Annotated in this window: 23 protein-coding genes and 1 pseudogene; 6 read left to right on the plus strand and 18 right to left on the minus strand. The window is 68.4% G+C overall.

What is annotated here, in order from left to right; translation table 11 throughout:
• Positions 1-143, plus strand: a pseudogene (locus AC1DYP_RS04165) (PhzF family phenazine biosynthesis protein); the annotation flags it as partial.
• 23 nt (positions 144-166) lie between these two features.
• On the opposite strand, the gene AC1DYP_RS04170 reads toward AC1DYP_RS04165, so the two are convergent.
• The gene (locus AC1DYP_RS04170; protein ID WP_477045256.1) at positions 167-751 is read right to left on the minus strand and encodes a nucleotidyltransferase family protein; all 585 of its coding nucleotides are present in this window, start codon (positions 749-751) and stop codon (positions 167-169) included.
• Complete coding sequence (gene thiD, locus AC1DYP_RS04175; protein ID WP_477045257.1) at positions 748-1,554, minus strand: bifunctional hydroxymethylpyrimidine kinase/phosphomethylpyrimidine kinase; 807 nt, start codon at positions 1,552-1,554, stop codon at positions 748-750. Before thiD ends, AC1DYP_RS04170 begins: the two co-directional genes overlap by 4 nt.
• A gap of 120 nt (positions 1,555-1,674) precedes the next feature.
• On the opposite strand from thiD, the gene AC1DYP_RS04180 reads away from it, so the two are divergent.
• Together AC1DYP_RS04180 and AC1DYP_RS04185 are read left to right on the plus strand one after the other, a co-directional pair.
• Entirely contained in the window at positions 1,675-2,241 is a 567-nt protein-coding gene (locus AC1DYP_RS04180) for a hypothetical protein (protein WP_477045258.1), read from the plus strand.
• Entirely contained in the window at positions 2,228-2,593 is a 366-nt protein-coding gene (locus tag AC1DYP_RS04185) for a hypothetical protein (protein WP_477045259.1), read from the plus strand. Before AC1DYP_RS04180 ends, AC1DYP_RS04185 begins: the two co-directional genes overlap by 14 nt.
• Here the strand turns inward: AC1DYP_RS04185 and AC1DYP_RS04190 are convergent.
• On the minus strand, positions 2,590-2,901 hold the full coding sequence (locus AC1DYP_RS04190) for a metalloregulator ArsR/SmtB family transcription factor (protein ID WP_477045260.1): 312 nt from the start codon (positions 2,899-2,901) through the stop codon (positions 2,590-2,592). The genes AC1DYP_RS04185 and AC1DYP_RS04190 overlap by 4 nt on opposite strands.
• An 88-nt stretch (positions 2,902-2,989) precedes the next feature.
• On the opposite strand from AC1DYP_RS04190, the gene AC1DYP_RS04195 reads away from it, so the two are divergent.
• The 3 genes from AC1DYP_RS04195 to AC1DYP_RS04205 all read left to right on the plus strand — a co-directional run bounded on the left by AC1DYP_RS04195 (position 2,990) and on the right by AC1DYP_RS04205 (position 4,933).
• Positions 2,990-3,448: a hypothetical protein gene (locus tag AC1DYP_RS04195; protein ID WP_477045261.1), complete on the plus strand. Its 459-nt coding sequence runs from the start codon at positions 2,990-2,992 to the stop codon at positions 3,446-3,448.
• The gene (locus tag AC1DYP_RS04200) at positions 3,445-4,362 is read left to right on the plus strand and encodes an acyl-CoA desaturase (RefSeq protein WP_477045262.1); all 918 of its coding nucleotides are present in this window, start codon (positions 3,445-3,447) and stop codon (positions 4,360-4,362) included. Before AC1DYP_RS04195 ends, AC1DYP_RS04200 begins: the two co-directional genes overlap by 4 nt.
• A gap of 220 nt (positions 4,363-4,582) precedes the next feature.
• Positions 4,583-4,933, plus strand: a complete 351-nt coding sequence (locus AC1DYP_RS04205) for a DUF2200 domain-containing protein (RefSeq protein ID WP_477045263.1) — start codon at positions 4,583-4,585, stop codon at positions 4,931-4,933.
• Between the two features lie 7 nt (positions 4,934-4,940).
• Here the strand turns inward: AC1DYP_RS04205 and AC1DYP_RS04210 are convergent, their stop codons facing one another.
• The 15 genes from AC1DYP_RS04210 to ruvA all read right to left on the minus strand — a co-directional run bounded on the left by AC1DYP_RS04210 (position 4,941) and on the right by ruvA (position 19,363).
• Positions 4,941-5,294 (minus strand): hypothetical protein, encoded by a 354-nt coding sequence (locus tag AC1DYP_RS04210; RefSeq protein ID WP_477045264.1) that lies wholly within the window; start codon positions 5,292-5,294, stop codon positions 4,941-4,943.
• A gap of 67 nt (positions 5,295-5,361) precedes the next feature.
• Positions 5,362-6,177: a dihydropteroate synthase gene (gene folP, locus AC1DYP_RS04215; protein WP_477045265.1), complete on the minus strand. Its 816-nt coding sequence runs from the start codon at positions 6,175-6,177 to the stop codon at positions 5,362-5,364.
• A gap of 197 nt (positions 6,178-6,374) precedes the next feature.
• Entirely contained in the window at positions 6,375-6,863 is a 489-nt protein-coding gene (locus AC1DYP_RS04220) for a YbjN domain-containing protein (RefSeq protein WP_477045266.1), read from the minus strand.
• Positions 6,864-6,985: 122 nt separating this feature from the next.
• On the minus strand, positions 6,986-8,860 hold the full coding sequence (gene ftsH, locus AC1DYP_RS04225) for an ATP-dependent zinc metalloprotease FtsH (protein ID WP_477034151.1): 1,875 nt from the start codon (positions 8,858-8,860) through the stop codon (positions 6,986-6,988).
• Positions 8,861-8,936: 76 nt separating this feature from the next.
• On the minus strand, positions 8,937-10,247 hold the full coding sequence (gene tilS / locus AC1DYP_RS04230) for a tRNA lysidine(34) synthetase TilS (RefSeq protein WP_477045267.1): 1,311 nt from the start codon (positions 10,245-10,247) through the stop codon (positions 8,937-8,939).
• A 34-nt stretch (positions 10,248-10,281) separates the two neighbouring features.
• Positions 10,282-11,154, minus strand: coding sequence for a tol-pal system protein YbgF (gene ybgF, locus AC1DYP_RS04235; RefSeq protein ID WP_477045268.1), 873 nt, complete (start codon positions 11,152-11,154; stop codon positions 10,282-10,284).
• Between the two features lie 143 nt (positions 11,155-11,297).
• Positions 11,298-11,867: a peptidoglycan-associated lipoprotein Pal gene (pal, locus tag AC1DYP_RS04240; protein ID WP_477045374.1), complete on the minus strand. Its 570-nt coding sequence runs from the start codon at positions 11,865-11,867 to the stop codon at positions 11,298-11,300.
• Positions 11,868-12,055: 188 nt separating this feature from the next.
• Positions 12,056-13,351, minus strand: coding sequence for a Tol-Pal system beta propeller repeat protein TolB (gene tolB, locus AC1DYP_RS04245; RefSeq protein WP_477045269.1), 1,296 nt, complete (start codon positions 13,349-13,351; stop codon positions 12,056-12,058).
• A 12-nt stretch (positions 13,352-13,363) separates the two neighbouring features.
• Entirely contained in the window at positions 13,364-14,164 is an 801-nt protein-coding gene (locus tag AC1DYP_RS04250; protein ID WP_477045270.1) for an energy transducer TonB, read from the minus strand.
• An 11-nt stretch (positions 14,165-14,175) separates the two neighbouring features.
• Complete coding sequence (locus AC1DYP_RS04255) at positions 14,176-14,691, minus strand: ExbD/TolR family protein (RefSeq protein WP_477045271.1); 516 nt, start codon at positions 14,689-14,691, stop codon at positions 14,176-14,178.
• Between the two features lie 4 nt (positions 14,692-14,695).
• Positions 14,696-15,394: a protein TolQ gene (gene tolQ / locus AC1DYP_RS04260; RefSeq protein ID WP_477045272.1), complete on the minus strand. Its 699-nt coding sequence runs from the start codon at positions 15,392-15,394 to the stop codon at positions 14,696-14,698.
• Between the two features lie 351 nt (positions 15,395-15,745).
• The gene (locus tag AC1DYP_RS04265; RefSeq protein ID WP_477045273.1) at positions 15,746-16,189 is read right to left on the minus strand and encodes a YbgC/FadM family acyl-CoA thioesterase; all 444 of its coding nucleotides are present in this window, start codon (positions 16,187-16,189) and stop codon (positions 15,746-15,748) included.
• 272 nt (positions 16,190-16,461) lie between these two features.
• Positions 16,462-17,334, minus strand: coding sequence for a TIR domain-containing protein (locus AC1DYP_RS04270; RefSeq protein WP_477045274.1), 873 nt, complete (start codon positions 17,332-17,334; stop codon positions 16,462-16,464).
• Positions 17,335-17,583: 249 nt separating this feature from the next.
• Positions 17,584-18,630, minus strand: coding sequence for a Holliday junction branch migration DNA helicase RuvB (gene ruvB / locus AC1DYP_RS04275; protein WP_477045275.1), 1,047 nt, complete (start codon positions 18,628-18,630; stop codon positions 17,584-17,586).
• A gap of 118 nt (positions 18,631-18,748) precedes the next feature.
• On the minus strand, positions 18,749-19,363 hold the full coding sequence (ruvA, locus tag AC1DYP_RS04280) for a Holliday junction branch migration protein RuvA (protein ID WP_477045276.1): 615 nt from the start codon (positions 19,361-19,363) through the stop codon (positions 18,749-18,751).
• Between the last annotated feature and the right edge of the window lie 5 nt (positions 19,364-19,368).

Raw genomic sequence — 19,368 nt, forward strand, 5'->3', positions numbered from 1 at the left:
GCCTGCGCTGGTTCACGCCCACCGTCGAGGCCCCGATCTGCGGCCACGCCACCCTGGCCAGCGCCCACGCCCTGTTCGAGGAACTGGGCGTCGACGCGCCGCTGCTGACCTTCGACACCCTGGCGGGCGACCTGACCGTGCGCCTGTCCCCAGCTCTGCCCCGGGCCTACTGCCCCTCCACCGTGATCTCCGGCCAGCGCGCCTGGGCCGAGCCGGTGGTGCGTTCCCAGCCGCCCGCGCCCTTCACCCTCAGCGGGTTGGGCCGCAGGTGCAGGGCGAACAGGTCGTCCAGCCCGAACGGCGCGAACACCGACAGGCTGTCGTCCGCCTCCATCCGCACTCCGACGCAGAAGGCCGTGGCCACGAAGCGCTTCAGGGCGTCGGCGCTGTTCAGCAGCGGCGGATAGGGCTCGTCGGCCCCGAACTTCTTCTCGAACCACAGGTGCACCCGGGCCTGGTTGCGCACCTCGACCAGGCTCTTCAGCGGCTCGTCGAACTGGGCCGCCACCCGCTGGATCACCACGTCCTCGGCCTCGTACGAGGTGTCGGAATCGTCGTGATAGGCCACGTCGTAGTCCTTGATCCCGTAGTCGGGCGCCCGGCCGGTCAGATGGTTCCAGACCGGCTGGTAGATCGCGCCGGAAAAGATCATCGCGTCGGGCAGGTCCAGCTCGCGGATCGTCCGCAGCACCTGCATGGTGGTCGGCACGCCGTGGATAATGTCGACGAGGCGGGTTTCCAGATCACTCATTTACGTACCACCCACGCATGATCCAACGGTCCATGCCCGGCCCCGAACCCCGGCGCGCGCAGCATCGCCTCGTGGACGTAGTTCCAGGCCCGGGCGACCGACTCGGTCAGGCTCAGGCCCTGGGCCAGGCCCGTGGCGCAGGCGCTGGCCAGGGTGCAGCCGGTGCCGTGGGTGTGGCGGGTCTCGATCCGCTCGCCCTCGAAAGCCGTTTCGCCCTGGCGGGTGATCAGCAGGTCGACGACCCGCTCTCCCGACACATGGCCGCCCTTCATCAGCACCGCGTGGGCGCCCAGCTCCAGCAGCGCCTCGCCGGCCCGGCGCAGGTCGTCGGTGGTCTCGACGCTCAGGCCCGTCAAGGCGGCGGCCTCGGGGGCGTTGGGGGTCAGCAGGGCCGCGCGGGGGATCAGCAGACTCTTCAAGGCGCCGATCGCCTCCTGGGCCAGCAGCGAGGCCCCGCCCTTGGCGATCATCACCGGGTCGATGACCGCCGGAATCCCTTTGGCGCTGTCCAGCACCCGCGCCACGACCTCGACCATGGCGGCGTCGCCCAGCATGCCGGTCTTGAGGGCGTCGGCCCCGATGTCGTCGAGCACGGCGCGGGCCTGGGCCTCGACGATGTCCAGCGGGATCGGATGCACGCCGGTCACGCCCAGGGTGTTCTGCACGGTGATCGCGGTGATCGCCGTGGCCGCGTAGCCGCCCAGGGCGGTGATGGTCTTGATGTCGGCCTGGATCCCCGCCCCGCCGCCGGAATCCGATCCGGCGAGGACGAGCACGCGGCCTTGATGCGAGGCTTGGGTCATGAGGTGGTTCTAGCGGGGAGTCGGGGGTCTGGGGTAGGCGGTTTGAAACGACGCCCTCCGCGGAACCTTCACCGCAACCGGCGCTTATCCGTTGTCAGGTTGCGTGGTCGGGATCTCCGTATGAGAAAATCGTTTTGCGTCGCGTTGATCGCCGCCGCCTGTCTCGCGCCGGCCGCGGCCTGGGCCCGCGACGACGCCGAGATCGATCCGGCGACCATCGACCTGGCCAAGCTGATCGAATGCCGGACCTACGATGTGCCGACCTACAACGCCCTGGCCTTCTGGCTGGTCGGCGACGAGGCGCCCAAGGCGCGGGCCGCCTTGGGCCTCACCGAGGAAAAGTCGGCCAACTTCCTGCTGAGGGCCTATGCGCTGAAGGCCCCGATCACGGTGTTCGGCCGTCAGACCCGCCACATCGTCTTCAACAGCTCCGGCCCGATGGCCGTGCTCGACGAGGCCGACCCGCATCCGCTGGCCCGGGAGCTGAAGATCGAGCCGGCCATCGACGTGCCCGCCAAGTTCCTGGGCGAGCGCGAGATGGCGACCACCACCGACAAGGGCGAGGCCGGCGGCTTCACCTACAAGACCCACGTCACCCTCAACGTCTCCACCGTCACCTCCCATCCGGGCAAGACGCTGGCGGGCTGCAGCTACACCTTCGAGATGATCGAAAATGCCGCTCCGTAACCTGCCCCTCGCCGCGCTCTGCGGCCTCGCCGCCATGGCGACCGCCGCGCCGGTCCTTGCCCAGGACCTGTTCATCGGCACGCTGGACGTCCGGAAGGACCAAGTGGTGCTGACTCGCTGCGACCTGGCCCAGAACCGCTACGTCCTGCGCGACCGCGCGGGCGAGTCCGAAAAGCCGGTCGCCCGGTTGCGCGAGCGCCTGAAGACCCTGAAGGCGCCGGTGTATGTGGAGGTCTTCGGCGAATACGCCGAGATCGAAGGCGAGGACGGCCATGCCCTGGACGTGATCGGCCTGGAAAACCTCACGGCCGGCAAGTCCTGCCACCTGATGGACGCCCTGCCGGGCGGCTAGTCCTCCCGCTCGCCCTTCAGCCGCGCGCTCTCGGTCTTCAACGGCTTGGACACCGGGCAGACCTCCTGGACGAAGTCGTTCAGCGTGTTGACCAGGCTGTCGCGCACCAGACTGTAGTGCACGAACTGGCCGCGCTTCTCGCTGCGCACCAGGCCGGCCGCCTCCAGGATCGACAGGTGCTGCGACACCGCCGGCTTGGAGATCTGGAACCGCGAGGCGATCTCGCCCGCCGTCAGTTCGGCATGGGCCAGATAGGCCAGGATCTTCCGGCGGACCGTCGAGGAGAGGGCTTCGAACACGCGTTGCATGTGAGGGTATTTAAGCTGTTCGCTAACCGCTTGCAAATAGGTGATAAGGTATTTAAGGAATAGCTTATTCAATGCCGGAGACGCGACCATGGCTTGCCTCCTGATTCCACGGCCCACCGCCTCGCTCCCGCCGGATCGCGTGCTGTTCGCCATGCTGACCGGCGCCGGATACGGCGGCCTGCTGGTCGCGGCCGTCACGGTCGTGGTGATGGTCGTGACGGGCGCGGGCCCCCTCGCCTTCTGGGTCGGCCTCATGAGCCTGGCCTTCGCCACGCCGATCTGGTTCGCCGGCATCCTGGTGGTCGGCGGCCCGGTCTGGTGGGTCCTGCATCGCCTGGGCCTGCGGTCGCGGGCCGTCTCCTCGGCGGCCGGCGCGACCCTGGTCCTCCTGATGGTCGGAGGCGTTTTCACGCTGACCGACGCCGCCCCCGAGGGCGGTGAAGGGTTCGGGGTCCTGTTGATCATCGCCCCCCTGGTGGCCATCGGGGCGGTCGTCGGCTGGACCGTGGCCAGGAGCGCCTATCGCGCCGAAAGGACCGGCCAATGACTGACAGTCATCCCGACCACGACGATCCCTACGCCGTCCATTCCATCGTCCCCTCGCCCGCCGACGACGCCGTGACCGGCCGCGTGGTCTGGGCGCCGGCGACCTCGCTCTGGCAGGGCGCGATGCTGGCTGGGGCCTTGGCCGCGCCGTGGTTCTTCAGCTGGAGCGGCCTGGCCGTCTTCGTCGCGCTGACCGGCGCCACCCTGCTGGTCGGCCACTCCGTCGGCTTCCACCGGCGGCTGATCCACGGCAGCTTCCAGAGCCCGCTCTGGCTGGACCACCTGATGATGTACGCCGGCACGCTGGTGGGCATGAGCGGGCCGCTGGCGATGATCCGGAGCCACGACCTGCGCGACTGGGGCCAGCGCCAGCCCGACTGCCATCCCTATCTGTCCAACCGCGCCGGCTTCTGGATCGACTACGCCTGGAACCTGCACGGCCGGCTGGTGCTGGCCTCGCCGCCGCGCGTCGAGATCCCCGCGCGGATCGCCGGCGACCGGTTCTACCGCTTCCTGGAACGGACCTGGATGCTGCAGCAGCTGCCGGTGGCCGTGGCGCTGTTCGCCCTGGGCGGCTGGTCTTGGCTGTTGTGGGGCGTCTGCGCGCGGGTCTGCGTGTCGGTGACCGGCCACTGGTTCGTCGGCCGCCTGGCCCATCGCGCCGGACCGCAGCGCTGGCTGGTCGAGGCCTCGGGCATCCAGGCCCACGACGTGCCCTGGGCGGCGATCCCGACCATGGGCGAGGCCTGGCACAACAACCACCACGCCTGGCCCGGCTCGGCCAAGCTGGGGCTCTATCCGGGCCAGGCCGACTGGGGCTTCGCGTTCATCCGCCTGCTGGAGCGGCTGGGGCTGGCGTGGGACGTGCGCACGCCGGAGACCTTGCCGGAACGGGCGGGGCTGGCGCGGGTCTGACAATCCCCCTCATCTCCCCCACGCCCGTCATCCTCGGACTTGTTCCGAGGACCCCTCGTTCAGCCGAGCTGTCGGTTGTGAGCAGACCCGTGACCTCGCCACTCCTCGGATCATCCTTCTTCGCGGTTGAAGCAGGGGTCCTCGGAACAAGTCCGAGGATGACGGGCGCTGGTGGTTGCGCCAAAAGAACAAGGTCCCGTCGCAAGCGGACCAGATCGTGATGACCAAGCACCGCATCTACACAATGAGCTTCGCCAGCGTCTATCCGCTCTACATCGCCAAGGTGGAGAGGAAGGGGCGCACCAAGGCCGAGGTCGACCAGATCATCCTCTGGCTGACCGGCTTCACCCAGGCGGAGTTCGAGTCCCATCTCGCGGAGAAGACGGACTTCGAGACCTTCTTCGCCCAGGCGCCCGAACTGAATCCCGCGCGGGCCGAGATCAAGGGCCTGATCTGCGGTATCCGCGTCGAGGAGGTCGCCGAGCCGCTGATGCGGGAGATCCGCTACCTGGACAAGCTGATCGACGAACTCGCCAAGGGCAAGGCGATGGCGAAGATCCTGCGAGGATAGGCGGGGCCTAGAGCCCGCGAAGGCGAAACTTCCGCGGCGGCATGACGCCATCCAACGCCCACCAGGCCTGTTCAAGGCGCTTTGGATCGCTGAGCGCCTGAACGGCGTCCTCGGAACCCGCCTCCGCCGACCTGGTCAGCCAGTGCAGGTAGAGCCGTCGCTGACCTCGCTGGCGGTAGTACATCGCCCTGTTCCACCACGCTTCGGCGGGATCGCGGCGCGCCCAACGATCCAGCCAGTGGAGCGCCTCGGCCGATGGTCCCGGCATCGCCGCGTCACCGAGCAGCGCCGACAGATTGGTCCATGCCGCCTGGTCCCCCAGCTTGGCGGCGACGCGATAGAGCTCGACGGCGGCTTCCAAGCGACCGTCCTCCTCCAGCTCGCAGGCCAGGATGCAGATCCGCCGCCCCTCGGCCTCGCGCTCCGCCCTATGCATCCCCGATCGCGCTCCACACCGCCAGGGCCTGGGCCGTCTCGCGCACGTCGTGGACTCGCACCGTCGCCACGCCGGCCGCCGCGCCGTGCAGGTGGGCGGCAAGGGAGCCGCCAAGACGCGCCGTCGGCTCGGCGCCCATTGGGTCCAGCGAGGCGATGAAGCGCTTGCGGCTGGCGCCCAGCAGGATCGGATAGCCCAGGGCGACGAAGCGCGGCAGTGCGGCCAGCAGGGCCACGTTGTGGGTGGGCGTCTTGCCGAAGCCGATGCCGGGATCCAGCCAGATCTTCTCGCGCTCGACCCCGGCGGCCATGGCCGTGAAGGCCCGGGCCAGCAGGAAGGCCTCGACCTCGGCGACCACGTCGTCATAGCGCGGATCGTCCTGCATGGTGCCAGGCTCGCCCAGCATGTGCATGAGGATCACCTCGCAGCCCAGCTCGGCGGCAACTTCCGGCGCGTCGGGCGCGAAGCGCAGGGCGGCGACGTCGTTCCAGATGCTGGCTCCGGCGGCGACGGCGGCGCGGGCCACGGCGGGCTTCATGGTGTCGATCGAGATCGCGACGTCGCTGGCGGCGCGGATCGCCTCGATCAGCGGGACGACGCGGGCGATCTCCTCGGCCGCCGACACGGGCGTCGCGCCGGGCCGAGTGCTCTCGCCGCCGATGTCGAGGATGTCGGCCCCCTCGTCGATCAGCCGCCGCGCCTGGTCCAGGGCCGCGGTCGGATCGAAGAACCGCCCGCCGTCCGAGAAGCTGTCGGGCGTGACGTTGACGATCCCCATGACGCGGGGGCGGGGGTGGTGGGCGGTCATGGATGGGGTTCTAGAACAGGTTTGCTCTCGCTCCCACCGATCCGCTCATCCCGGCGAATGCCGGGACCCAGATGGAATGGCGGGGTGGCTGACGCCAAGGGCGCTGAGCGCTTCCAATCATCCACACCGCTAAGGGATCTGGGTCCCGGCATTCGCCGGGATGAGCGGGGTTTTGGGGGAATCCGAAAGCAGCCCGCCTACCAATCAATGAACTTGGTGAAATCCCCGATCATCCCCGTCCAGACGCCGAAGTCGTCGTCCAGGCCCGAGATCGTGCGGCCGGCGTTCACGTTGACGTCGTACTGGACGTAGGGGTCGCCGTCGTCGTCGAGATAGACCTTCAGATAGCGGTTCTTGCGGTTCCACTCGTTGGCCTTCTCTAGCGCCAGCGGGGTCTTCAGATCGAAGCCGGCCGAGAACTGCAGGGCCTTGCAGCGCTTGGCCTCGTTGCAGTCGTAGAAATAGATCTTGAAGGTCTGGCCGTCGGCGGCGCTGGTGATCAGCGGATCGCCGCCGTCGTCCTTGCTCAGCTCGGCCTTGTAGCCGCCCTTCTGCAGCCAGGCCGACACTTCCGGGCCGGTCATGCCTTCCCTGTCGATGGCCTGGGCGTGGGCCGCGCTTCCCAAAGAGAATTGGGCCAGGAACGCCGCAGCGGCCGCCAGGGCGATGATCGCCTTCTTGTTCATGTCATGCCTCCCCGCCGCGCGTCGCGGCCAAGGCTCAGGTTAGTCCGCCCGATGTGACACGCAAAGAAAAAGCCGGATCGGCGAACCGGTCCGGCTTTTCCAACTCCGTCTCGACGGAAGCCCTAGGCGGTGACGCCCGTGGACACCGGCACCGAGGCCGTCGGACCGGTCGGCATCTTGTTGCTCTCGTCCTCGACGCGAACGGGCGGGATGCCCTTCATCACGTTGATGATCTCGTCGCCGCTGAGGGTCTCGAACTCCAGCAGGGCCTTGGCCACCTGGTGCAGCTCGGCCAGCTTCTCGGTCAGGATCTGGCGGGCCTCGTCCTCGCCGCCCTTGACCAGGCGGCGGACCTCGGCGTCGATCGTCATCATGGTCTCGGGCGAGACGTTCTGGGTGCGGGCCACCGAGTGGCCCAGGAACACCTCGTCCTGGTTGTCGCCATAGGCCACGGTGCCCAGCTCGTCGGAGAAGCCCCAGCGGGTGACCATGTTGCGGGCCAGGCTGGTGGCGGCGCTGATGTCGCTGGAGGCGCCCGAGGTGATCTTGTGCTTGCCGAAGATCAGCTCCTCGGCCACCCGGCCGGCCATCATGATGGCCAGGCGCGAGGTCATCATGTCGAAGCTCATCGAGTAGCGGTCGCCCTCGGGAAGCTGCATGACCATGCCCAGGGCGCGGCCGCGCGGCACGATGGTGGCCTTGTGGACCGGGTCGGCGACGGCGACGTTGAGGGCCACCAGGGCGTGGCCGCCCTCGTGATAGGCCGTCAGCTTCTTCTCGTCCTCGCTCATGGCCATCGAGCGACGCTCGGCGCCCATCATGACCTTGTCCTTGGCGTGCTCGAAGTCGTGCATGGTGACCATGCGGCGGTTCTTGCGCGCGGCGGTCAGGGCCGCCTCGTTGACCAGGTTGGCCAGGTCGGCGCCCGAGAAGCCGGGGGTGCCGCGGGCCAGGGTCTTGACGTCGACGTCGGCGGCCAGCGGCACGTTCTTCATGTGCACGCGGATGATCTTCTCGCGGCCCATCACGTCCGGGTTGGGCACCACGACCTGGCGGTCGAAGCGGCCCGGACGCAGCAGGGCCGGGTCCAGAACGTCGGGACGGTTGGTGGCGGCGATCAGGATGATGCCTTCGTTGGCCTCGAAGCCGTCCATCTCGACCAGCAGCTGGTTGAGGGTCTGCTCACGCTCATCGTTGCCGCCGCCCAGGCCGGCGCCGCGATGGCGGCCGACGGCGTCGATTTCGTCGATGAAGATGATGCAGGGGGCGTTCTTCTTGGCCTGCTCGAACATGTCGCGCACGCGGCTGGCGCCGACGCCGACGAACATCTCGACGAAGTCCGAACCGGAGATGGTGAAGAACGGCACTCCGGCCTCACCCGCGACGGCGCGGGCGATCAGCGTCTTGCCGGTGCCGGGAGGGCCGACCAAGAGAGCGCCCTTGGGGATCTTGCCGCCCAGGCGCTGGAACTTGGCCGGGTCCTTGAGGAACTCGACGACTTCCTGCAGCTCTTCCTTGGCCTCGTCGACGCCGGCGACGTCGTCGAACAGCACGCGGTTCTTGTTCTCGGTCAGCAGCCGGGCCTTGGACTTGCCGAAGCCCATGGCGCCCTTGGTGCCGCCCTGCATCTGGCGCATGAAGAAGATCCAGACGCCGATCAGCAGCAGGATCGGCAGCATCTGGAACAGCAGGCCCAGCAGGCTGAACGTGTTGCGCTGATAGACGATCGTCGAGCCGCGCGCCTCGAGGCGCTTGACCAGGTCCTCGGAGTTCGGCGGGACGTTGACGTTGTAGGGCTTGCCGGTCTTGGGCTCGACCTTGACGACGTCGCCGCTGATGTCGGCCTTCTTGACCTCGCCGCTGTCGATGTTCTTGAGCAACTGCGAGTAGCTGACCTCGCCGTTGCCGCCGGGCTTTCCGCCCTGGCTCACGACGGTGTAGGCCATGACCAGCACCACCACGATCGTCGCCCAGATGCCCAGGGTCTTGAAATTCATACGCGTTGTCTTCCCAACGATAGTCTCTGACCTTCCAAGATAGGACGGCCCGGTCGATTTCGCCACGCGCGGGATATCATGTCGCGGGTTCTTGATCGACACGGCCCGTCGCCGCCTCGAAACGATCCATGACAAGACAACGCGCTCGCGTCGCTTTCGCCTCTGCAAGGATCGGGCAAGTCACCGTCCCATCGGGAGCCAACACCGTCGGCAAGCTGGGCCGGGCGACGGCCGGAAGGCCTTTCAGCGCCTGGCGTTGCGCGGCGGGCAGGCGGGCGGCGAAGCCTTGCAGGGGGCGGACGCTCAAGCCGGGCGAAGCGGCGGTGAGTTCGTAGCGGCCGTCCCAGACGATCGTCCGGTTGGGCGGCAAGGGCGTTTCCAAGACCCTCCCCCCGTGGGGGAGGCGATCCGAAGGATCGGTGGGGGGAGGACCTGATCTGCGCGCTTCGCCGGGTTCGCGGAAGAAGCTCACGGTCTCGCCGAAGGCCTCGATCCGCGCCCCGGCCAGGGTGGCGGTGAAGCTCTCGCCGCCCCGGATCCGCTCGACCAGCCGCTGGAGCCGCTCGCCGCGCGGCGGTTGCGACGTCCCGGCCGCGCACAGGCACGCGGCGGCGACATGGGCGGCGGGGGCGGTGCGGGGGAGGACGAGATAGCCGTGCTCTGCCATCCCGGATGTAGCGAAGCGAAGATACGGGATCGATGCGGAGCGCGGCGCTTCCGGCGGTCCCGGATCTTCGCGCTGCGCGCTCGTCCGGGATGACAGCCCGTTTTGTTGAAGATCACGTCGCGCCCGCGCACGCGCCGACTTCGGGTCCTCATTGGCCGGATCGTCCAGCCAGGCCTCGCCCCGCGCCGCCAGCCAGTCCCGGATCTCGCCGCGCCCCGCCGCCAGCAGCGGCCGCAGCACGAACACGCCCCGCCCTTCGGGCCAGGCGGGCGACGGCGACCATTCGCGGGGGTCGGACACGGTCGAGCCTTCCGCCCGCATCAGCGCGGCCTCGGCCAGGTCGTCGGCGGTGTGGCCCAGCAGCAGGACGCGCGCTCCGGCCGTCCGGGCCGCGTCAGCCAGCAGGGCGTGGCGGGCGGCGCGGGCGGCGGCCGAGAGGCCCGTGGCGGGCTTGGGTCCGGTCCAGGCCAAGGCGCGGGCCTCGGCGCCCAGCGCGCGGGCCTTGACGACCGCGTCGACGGTCCAGGCGGCGCTGGCGGGATTGAGCTGGTGGTCGACGGTCAGCGCGACCACGGCGCGGCCATGGGCCCGGGCCCAGTCCAGCGTCAGGATCAGCAGGGCCAGGCTGTCGCCGCCGCCCGAGAAGCCCACGGCCAGCGGCGCGGCGGTGTCGGGGCGCAGGCGGCGATCGAGGGCGGCGGTGAAGGATGGGAAGGTCATGCCTGCCCCTTCCCTCACCAGATCAGCGCGACGCCTACGTCGCGCACTTGGCCTGGACGCGGGTGCTCGTGGCCTTGGCGGTGACGGCGGTCGGGGCCTTGGGATAGCGGCGGGTCAGTTCGTCCAGGGTCTTGCAGGCGTCGGCGGGCTTCTTCAGGGCCACCAGCGAGCGCGACAGCTTCAGCACCGCGTCGGGCGCCCAGCTGGTCTGCGGCCAGCCGCGCACCGCGCCCAGATAACTTCCCGCTGCATCGGAATAGGCTTCGCGGACGAACTGGGTCTCGCCCAGCCAGTAGCGGGCCTCCGGCGCCTTGGCGCTGTCAGGGAAGGCCTCGACATAGCCGGCGAAGGCCTGTTCGGCGGCGCCGTAGTCGCCGTCCAGCAGCAGCTGGCGGGCCGACTTGAAGGCGGTGTTCGGATCGGTCGAGGCGGGAGCCGCGGCGGCGACCGGCGCGGCGGCGACGACGGCGGCCGCGGCGGCCTCCTGGTCGGCGATGCGCTTTTCCAGGGCGGCCAGGCGCTGGTCCAGCGCGTCGGCGCGGGCCTTTTCGCTGTCGCCGTTCCGGCGCGCCTGGTCCAGGTCGTGGGTCAGGGTCTCGTTCTGGCCGTTCAGCCGGGTCAGGGTCTGTTCGAGATCGGTCAGCTTTTCCGACAGCGCCGCGATCTGGGCGTCGGTCTCGGCGGCCTGGACGACGACCGGCTTGCCGGTGTCGCGGCCCTGGAAGACGATCGCGCGCAGCTCGCGGACCACCTTCTCCATCTTGTCCAGCCGCTTGACCGAGCGGTCGTCCAGCGGATCGGGCATGGCGGTCTGGGCCATGGCCGCCGAAGGCAGGGCGATCGAGGTCACGGCCGGGACAGCGGTGAGCGCCAGGACGGAGGCGAGCAGAGCGGTTTTCAGCTTCATGTCGACGATTATGCCCCGGTTGCGGACAAAAGTGCGGCCGGATCGCGACCGCTGAAAACGACTGTCACCCCGGACGGCCCGCAAGGACAATCCGGGGTGACAGGGTAGCCGGCCCTTCCCACGAGGGAAGGGCGCTCAGTCATTTACCGCGCGCCGTCGGTGATGGCGGTGCGGGCGTTGCGGTTCTTGGCCCAGGCGTCTTCGCTTGTGCCCGGATCGATCGGGCGTTCCTTGCCGTACGACAGGCTTTCGATGCGCGAGCCCGAGACGCCCTGGCCGACCAGGAATTCGCGGACGGCGTTGGCGCGGCGAGCGCCCAGGGCCAGGTTGTATTCGCGGGTGCCGCGTTCGTCGGCGTTGCCTTCGATGCGCACGCGCACGGCCGGATAGCGGTTCAGCCACTGGGCCTGGGCGGCCAGCACGGCCTGGGCGTCGGTGGTGACGTCGTAGCTGTCGGTGGCGAAATAGATCCGCTCGCCGATGTTGATCACGAAGTCCTGCACCGTGCCCGGCAACGGGCCTTGGTTGACCGGCGACTGCGGAACCTGCGGCTGCTGTTCCGGGGGCATGGGTTGCGTCGGCTGCGGCTGCGGAGCCGCGGGACCCGCGGGCTTCGGCCGCGAAGCACAGGCGGCGAGCGAGGCGGCCGCCAGACCGATCATCGCCAGTCTAGCAACGCGTTGGGTGTCGAAGCTCATCCAGTTTCTCCTCAAGTCCACGGCCAAGGTTCATACTTCTAGCGCGTGAAGCCTTTGCGGCGCCGCGCCAAATCGTACCTATCGCCTCACAATGGCGTCAGAATGTCGCACACCCACCTGTTTTCACCTGCCGGGTGAACGTCGGATGAACGACTCTAGGGCAACGCGCCTTTACGGTGAAGGTTGCGCCAAAGTCGTGTGAATCAATCCAGCAGCGGCGACCACGCGGGGTCCGAGGCGGCGCCTTGGTAGGCGGCCGGCCGCAGAATCCGACCGGTGATGTCCACCGTCCACAGCCGCGAATTGCCGCTGGAGCTCTCGCGCGAGAACATCAGCACCCGGCCGTTGGGGGCCCAGGTGGGGCCCTCATCCAGGTAGCTGGTGGTCAGCAGGCGCTCGTCGCCGCCGTCGGCCCGCATCACGCCGATGTGGAATTCGCCACCGGTCTGCTTGGTGAAGGCGATGAAGTCGCCGCGCGGGCTCCACACCGGGGTGGTGTAGCGGCCGCCGCCGTACGAGATGCGCCGCACGCCGCTGCCGTCCAGGTTCATCACATAGATCTGGGCCTGGCCGCCGCGGTCGGAGTTGAAGACGATCCGGCTGCCGTCCGGCGAGAACGACGGCGAGGTGTCGATGGCCGGGTCGGTGGTGATCCGCGTCGACTGCCGGCTGCGCAGGTCCATCACGTAGATGTCGGAATTGCCGCCCTTCTCGACCGAGAAGGCCACCTTGCTGCCGTCCGGCGAGAAGCGCGGGGCGAAGACCATGCCCGGGAACTTGCCGATGGTCTCGGTGCGGGCGGTCTCCAGGTTGGTCAGGTAGATGCTCGACCCCGTGGGCCGCAGCGCCATGTAGGTGATCTCCTGGCTGGTCGAGGAGAAGCGCGGGGTCATGACGATGTAGGAGCCGTCGGTCAGGTACTGCGGGTTGGCGCCGTCCTGGTCCATGATCGCCAGCTTCTTGACCCGGGCCACCTTGCTGCCGCTCTCGGCGACGAACACCACGCGGGTGTCGAAATAGCCCTTCTCGCCGGTCAGCCGCTCATAGACCGCGTCGCTGATCTTGTGGGCCACGCGCCGCCAGTTCTCCTCGGTCGAGGTGAACTGCAGGCCCAGCAGCTGCTGCTGGCTGAAGACGTCCCACAGGCGGAAGTCGACGCGCAGCACGCGGTCGGCGCCGACCGTCACCTGGCCGTTGATCAGGGCCTGGGCCCCGGTCGCCTGCCAGTCGGGGAAACGCGGCTGGACATTGGCGTCGGTCAGCTTGTCGGCCACGTTGCTGACGTTCAGCGGCTGGAACAGGCCCGAGCGCTCGAGATTGGCGGCGATGACCTGCGAAATCTCGGCCCCGCGCCCGCCGCCCGAGAAGGCGGGGATGGCCACGGGCAGCGGCTTGACCGCGCCCTTGTCGATGTCGAAGGCGATCTGGGCCTGGACCATCGTCGAGGAGCCGAGAAAGACCGCGACGGCGACGACGATCGCGCGAAATAGGGTTCTCATCTCTGTCTCCTGCTAGCCGCCACAGGCGTCCTTCGCCTTGAACGTCGGCGACAACTCCTGGGCATAGTATTCGGGGGGAAGATTGGGGAAAGGGGCCGACTGGTAGACCGCGCGGATGGCGCGCTCCGCCGCCGTACGAACCACCGGGTCGGACGAATGTTCCTTGCCGCCCGCCGTGACCTGGCCGGCGACGCGGCCGCCGGCCGCCAAGCGGAAGCTCAGGGTCACGACCACACTGGAGCCGCCCTCGACCTCGCAGTTGGGGTTCCAGCGGCGCTGGATCTCGTCCTTCATGCCGTTGATCGCCGAAGCCTGCAGGCCGGTCATCGCCCCGGCGCCGGGACGGGCCTGGGTGGCGGTCTCCGGACGGGTCGGCCCCTTGGCGGCGTTGGCCACGGGCTTGCCGGCCGCCTTGGGCGTCTTGGCCAGTGTCTTTTCCAGCGAGGCGAAGAAGTCGGGCTCGGGCTTGGCCTTGGCCGGCTTGGTCGGGGTCGGCTTGGGGCTCGGAACGGGCGCGGCGGTCTTGGGCGGCGCGGGGGCSGGGGTCGGGACCGGGGCGGGAACCGGAGCCGGCGGCTGCGGATCGGCCTCGGGCGTCGGGTCCTCGGTCTGGGCCGTCTGGTCGACGACGTCCTCGATCGCCGGCCGCACGTTGGTCGGCCCCTCGGTGACGATGGTCACCGGCACGCTCTCGCCGATCACCAGCGGCTTGGACGGCTTCCACGGGCCGATCAGGATCGCGGCCACCACCAGGACGTGGAGGCCGATCGACCCGACGAAGGCCGGGGAGAAATTGGTGCGCTCGCGCCTCACCGAGTCCACCCTTACTGCGCCGGACGCAGGGCGCCCGCGTCCGAACCCTCGGCTCCGGCCGCCGCCTTGGGGGCAGTGCCCGAGGACGGGCCGCCGGTGTCGGTCAGCAGGTTGATCTTGGCGAAGCCGGCGTTGGACAGCGCCGCCATGACCTGGGCGACGGTGGCGTAGTTGGCCTTGCCGTCGGCGCGCACGAAGATCGGCTTGTCGTAGCCCTCGCCGGCGATCGCCGAGATGCGCGGGGCCAGTTCGGCGAACGGGACCTCGCCCTCGCCAATGAACACCGCGCCGTCGGCCTTGATCGAGACGGTGATCGGTTCCTGCTGGTTCTGCAGGGCGGCGGCTTCGGTCTTGGGCAGCTCCAGCGGCACGCCGGCGGTCAGCAGCGGCGCGCTGATCATGAAGATGATCAGCAGCACCAGCATCACGTCGACCAGCGGGGTGACGTTGATCTCGGACAGGGCGCCCTTGCCGCGGCGGCCGCGACGGCCGCCGGTGGCGAAGGCGTCGTTGGCTGACATCGCCATGCGACTAGACCCGCTCGCTCAGGCGGCGCTGGATGGCCGTCGACAGGTCGTCGGCGAAGTTCTCCAGCCGGCCCGCGAACTTGCCCGCGTCGGTCGAGAACTTGTTGTAGGCGATATAGGCCGGGATGGCGGCGATCAGGCCGATGGCGGTGGCGAACAGCGCCTCGGCGATCGACGGGGCGACCACGGCCAGCGAGGTGTTCTTCGAGATCGCGATGTTCTGGAAGGCGTGCATGATGCCCCAGACCGTGCCGAACAGGCCGATGAACGGGCTGGCGGTGGCGACGATGGCCAGGCTGCCCAGGCCTTCCTCGGCCTTGCCGGTCTCGCGCGAGATCAGGGTGTCCATCATCCGGTCGATGCGCTGGATCAGGAACGCGGCCTGGGCCTCGCCCACGGGGCCCTTGGTCTTGGCGTCGCGCCATTCCTTCAGCGCCAGCTGCAGCATGCGCGGCAGCGGGTGGCGCGGATTGGCGCCGGCCTGGGCCGCGACCTCCTCCAGCCCCTGGCCCGAACCGACCTGATCCTCGAATCGGTTGGCGGCGCTGTTCAGCGACGAGAAGCGGAACAGCTTGTCGATGATCACCGCCCACGACCCCAGCGAGGCCAGGATCAGACCGACCATCACGCCCTTCACGACCCAGTCGGCCTGCATGAACAGCGAAATGAAGGAAAAGCTCTGCGGGTCTGCGGCGGCGTCCATGCGGGGGTCCTGCTCCGTTGGGGCGTCAGTATCGTGGAAGGTTGATAGCGCACCTTCCGGGGTTCCGTTGCGCCCTTACTGACATGAAGCGGGGCAATGGTGAAACTATGACAATCGGCGGGGGAGCGGGTTTTTTGATGGTGAAGCCCTGAGCTTCACCGCGTTCTCCCCTACGCCCTCCTCAACGCCCCAAAACGCCCGTCATCCTCGGACTTGTTCCGAAGACCCCTGCTTCGGTGGCGAAGAAGAATATCCGTGGAGCGGTGAGGTCCCGAGCAAACTCCAAACGACAGCGCGGCGGACCGAGGGGTCCTCGGAACAAGTCCGAGGATGACGGGCTCGGGGGCGGCCCTAGGCCTCAAGCCAAGGCGCCATCTGGGCCAGCATCTGCGCCGTCGGCTTGCGCGGCCGGCCGTCCAGGGTGATGCAGACCGCCTCGCCCGCCGCCTGGCAGATCAGCTCCTCGCCGCGGGTGATCCGCTGGCTGACGAACAGGCGCGGCCCCTTCACGCGGTCGTAGGTGGTGCGCACCACCAGGGCGTCGTCGATCCGCGCCGCCCGCTTGAAGTCCAGTTCCATGCGGACGATCGCGAAGGCGGTGTCGGCCGCGTGCAGGGCGGTGTGCGAGATCCCGATCATCCGGAAGAAGTCGCTCCGCCCCCGCTCGAAATAGCGCAGGTAGTTGGCGTGGTAGACGATGCCGGAGAAGTCTGTGTCCTCGTAATAGATGCGCACGGGCAGCTGGTGCTCGCGGCCGTCGAAGACGCCGGGGGTGGGGTGAGGAAGCTCGTTCATGGCCCCGTTGTAGCGATCCCATTCGCCCAGGGGGAGGGGCGGAGCCCAGGATCATTCGTGTTCCGCCGAATGGGACCGGCCCCAGCACAGCGGTAGCATGGTCCATAAGAAAGGCGCGATCGCGATCCATCGCGCGCGGATGAACCTGCGGACGAGGCCAACGATCGTCATTGCCACTAACGCGCCGATCAATTTCGAGACGGGCGCGCCGCCGCACAGGCCAGAGGTGTGATTAACCTTTACCGCGGTCGCCAGCACCGCGCAGGCTCGCCTCAACGCATTACGAGGTTCCAATCAATCGCGTATCCGACCGCAGCGAGCTCCCTCGCCAAGAGTTGACGCCAGCCACCAGTCTCGTCGAAAGGAGTGTAGACCACGCCGTGGAAATCTGACGGCAGTTCCAATTCGCCCTTCTTCAGCGCGCATACCCGAGAACGCCCTAGCTTGCCGATGAAATAGCCAAGCTCCAGCACGACATTCTGACGCGCTCGTGGTGACTGTGCGCCGGCGCTGGCTCCGCCGACATCATCTGGCGTTAAGATCACCACCGCAAAGCCAACCCCTCCGTGGGCCTCGACCTTTTCAACGACTGTCCGCCCCTGAGAGGCTTGCTCGTGCAGGATGATGGGTTCGAAGCCGATCCTCTCAAGGAAGCGAGCTACTCCTTCGCGGGCCCCCTCGTCGTGCCCATGAACCACAAAGACAGTTCGGGCGAGCTCCCGTTCGGTCGAAGAGCCCTCGTGTTTGAGCGGCTCCGCAGTTGCAGCATATCCAAGTTCTTCATTAAGTTCGCGGACTGCTTGCTTAAGCAACGCCAAGGCCCCCTTCTTGCCTTCCTCTAGGTTTTCGCGCACCTCATACAGCGGGACCTCGTAGTCTATGAATATAGAGCCATTATCTAAGGTGGTCGCCCCGTTATAACGGTAGTAATCTGGCGTGTTCTGGCCGAAGATCTTGGCGAGCGTGCCTTGAATGGCGGTCTCAAGCACCTTCACTGATGAATCATAGCGCCGCTGGACTGCCGCAGGGGAAAACGCCTCTAGTTCGGCAATGCGTTGTTGCAGTCGGGCAATGCCCTGCTGCATTTCAATAGGGGTCAGTTGTGGGGGAGACGGCGGCTGCGGAACGTTCTTTCGGGGCGCCATTGTAGCCTCAAGGTTTGCGAAACGGCATCTGACACGCGGAACCGGAAAAGGAGCACCTGATCCACAATCGCTACTGTGCAGGGATTCCCCGGCCCTAGCCCCACTGGTTGTTTTTGGACATAGATGCGCGAAGGCCGCCGTGTCCTGCCTTCCCCGTAGCCGAGACCGGTAACCTAGGGACCGGGCGGAATATCAAGTGACCACCCTAGGGTCTTCAGGTCATTGAGACGCTAGGGTTGAGACGGCCGTCTATTCCTCCCCAAACAGCCCGCCCTGCACGATCTTCGGGGCCGAGACCGGCTCGGTCAGACCAAGGTGCAGATAGGCCTTGCCGCAGGCCATGCGGCCGCGCGGGGTGCGCTGGATGAAGCCCTGCTGCATCAGGTAAGGCTCGATCACGTCCTCCACCGCGTCGCGGGCCTCGGCGATGGCGTAGGCGATGGTCTCGACGCCGACCGGGCCGCCGCCGTAGTTCTCGATCATGGCGCGCAGATAGCGGCGGTCGAGAGAATCCAATCCGGATTCGTCCACTTCAAGTCTCGCCAGGGCCAGGCCGGCCGCCTTGCGGTCGATCACGCTCGCCCCGTCGGCGGCGGCGAAGTCGCGGACGCGGCGCAGCAGGCGGCCGGCGACGCGCGGCGTGCCCCGGGCCCGCTTGGCGATCTCGTCGGCCCCGTCGTCCGACAGCGGCGTCCCCATCTTGCGGGCGGCGTGCAGCAGCACGTGGCGCAGCTCGGCCGGGGTGTAGAACTCCAGGCGGATCGGGATGCCGAAACGGTCGCGCAAGGGCGTGGCCAGCATGCCGGCCCGCGTCGTGGCCGCCACCAGGGTGAACGGCGCCAGGTCGATGCGGATCGACCGCGCCGAGGGCCCCTCGCCGATCACCAGGTCCAGCACGTGGTCCTCCATGGCCGGATAGAGAATCTCCTCCACGGTCGAGGGCAAGCGGTGGATCTCGTCGATGAACAGGACGTCGTTGGCTTCCAGATTGGTCAGGATCGCCGCCAGGTCGCCGGCCTTGTTCAGCACCGGGCCGGAGGTGGCGCGGAAGTTCACGCCCAGCTCGCGGGCGACGATCTGGGCCAGGGTGGTCTTGCCCAGGCCGGGCGGGCCGAACAGCAGCACGTGGTCCAGGGCCTCGCCCCGGCCCTTGGCCGCCTCGATGAAGATCCGCAGATTGCCCTTGGCCTGCTCCTGGCCGACAAACTCGGCCAAGGTCTGCGGACGCATGGCGCGGTCGCTTGACGTCGGAATGGCTTCGCCGTGTTGGGGCTCGCCGGAGATGATGCGGGTCATATCCCCCCTCCGTCGGCKGCGCCGACACCTCCCCCACAGGGGGAGGACCTAGGTGCGCAGGCCCTCCCCCCGTGGGGGAGGCGGCCCGAAGGGCCGGTGGGGGGAGTGCGCAGGGCGCTCACCGCCCCAGCTCCTGCAGGCCCGCCTTGATCAGCGCCTGGACGGTCGCCTCATCGCCCAGCTTGGCGGCGGCGGCCTCGACCACCCGCCGCGCGTTCACCTCGGCCACGCCCAGGCCCATCAGCGCCGCCACGGCGTCGCCGGTCGGGGCGGGCTTGGCCGGAGCCGCCGCCACCGCGCCCGGCGCGGTCATTATCACCGGACCGTCGGTGATCGGCTTGTCCTTCAGCTCCGTGACGATCCGCAGGGCCAACTTCGGCCCCACCCCCGACGCCCGTCCGACGGCGGCCTTGTCCTCGCGCGCCACCGCCGAGGCCAGCTCGGCCGGCGACAGCACGTCCAGCACGGCCATGGCCGCCTTGGGGCCCACGCCCTGGATGGCCTGCAGCAGCACGAAGGCCTTGCGGTCCTCGCGCGTGCCGAAGCCGTACAGGCGCAGGCCGGCGCTCTCGCTCCACTGGCTTTCGATATGCAGCAGGGCCTCTTCGCCCAGGGCCGGCAGCCGTTGCAGGGTCCGCGACCCGCAGCGCACGACATAGCCGACGCCCATCACGTCGATCAGCGCCTCTTCCTCGCCGACCTCGGCGACGGCCCCACGTAAGCGCCCAATCATAGTTT

It is taken from the genome of Caulobacter sp. P1_D6 (assembly GCF_056406095.1).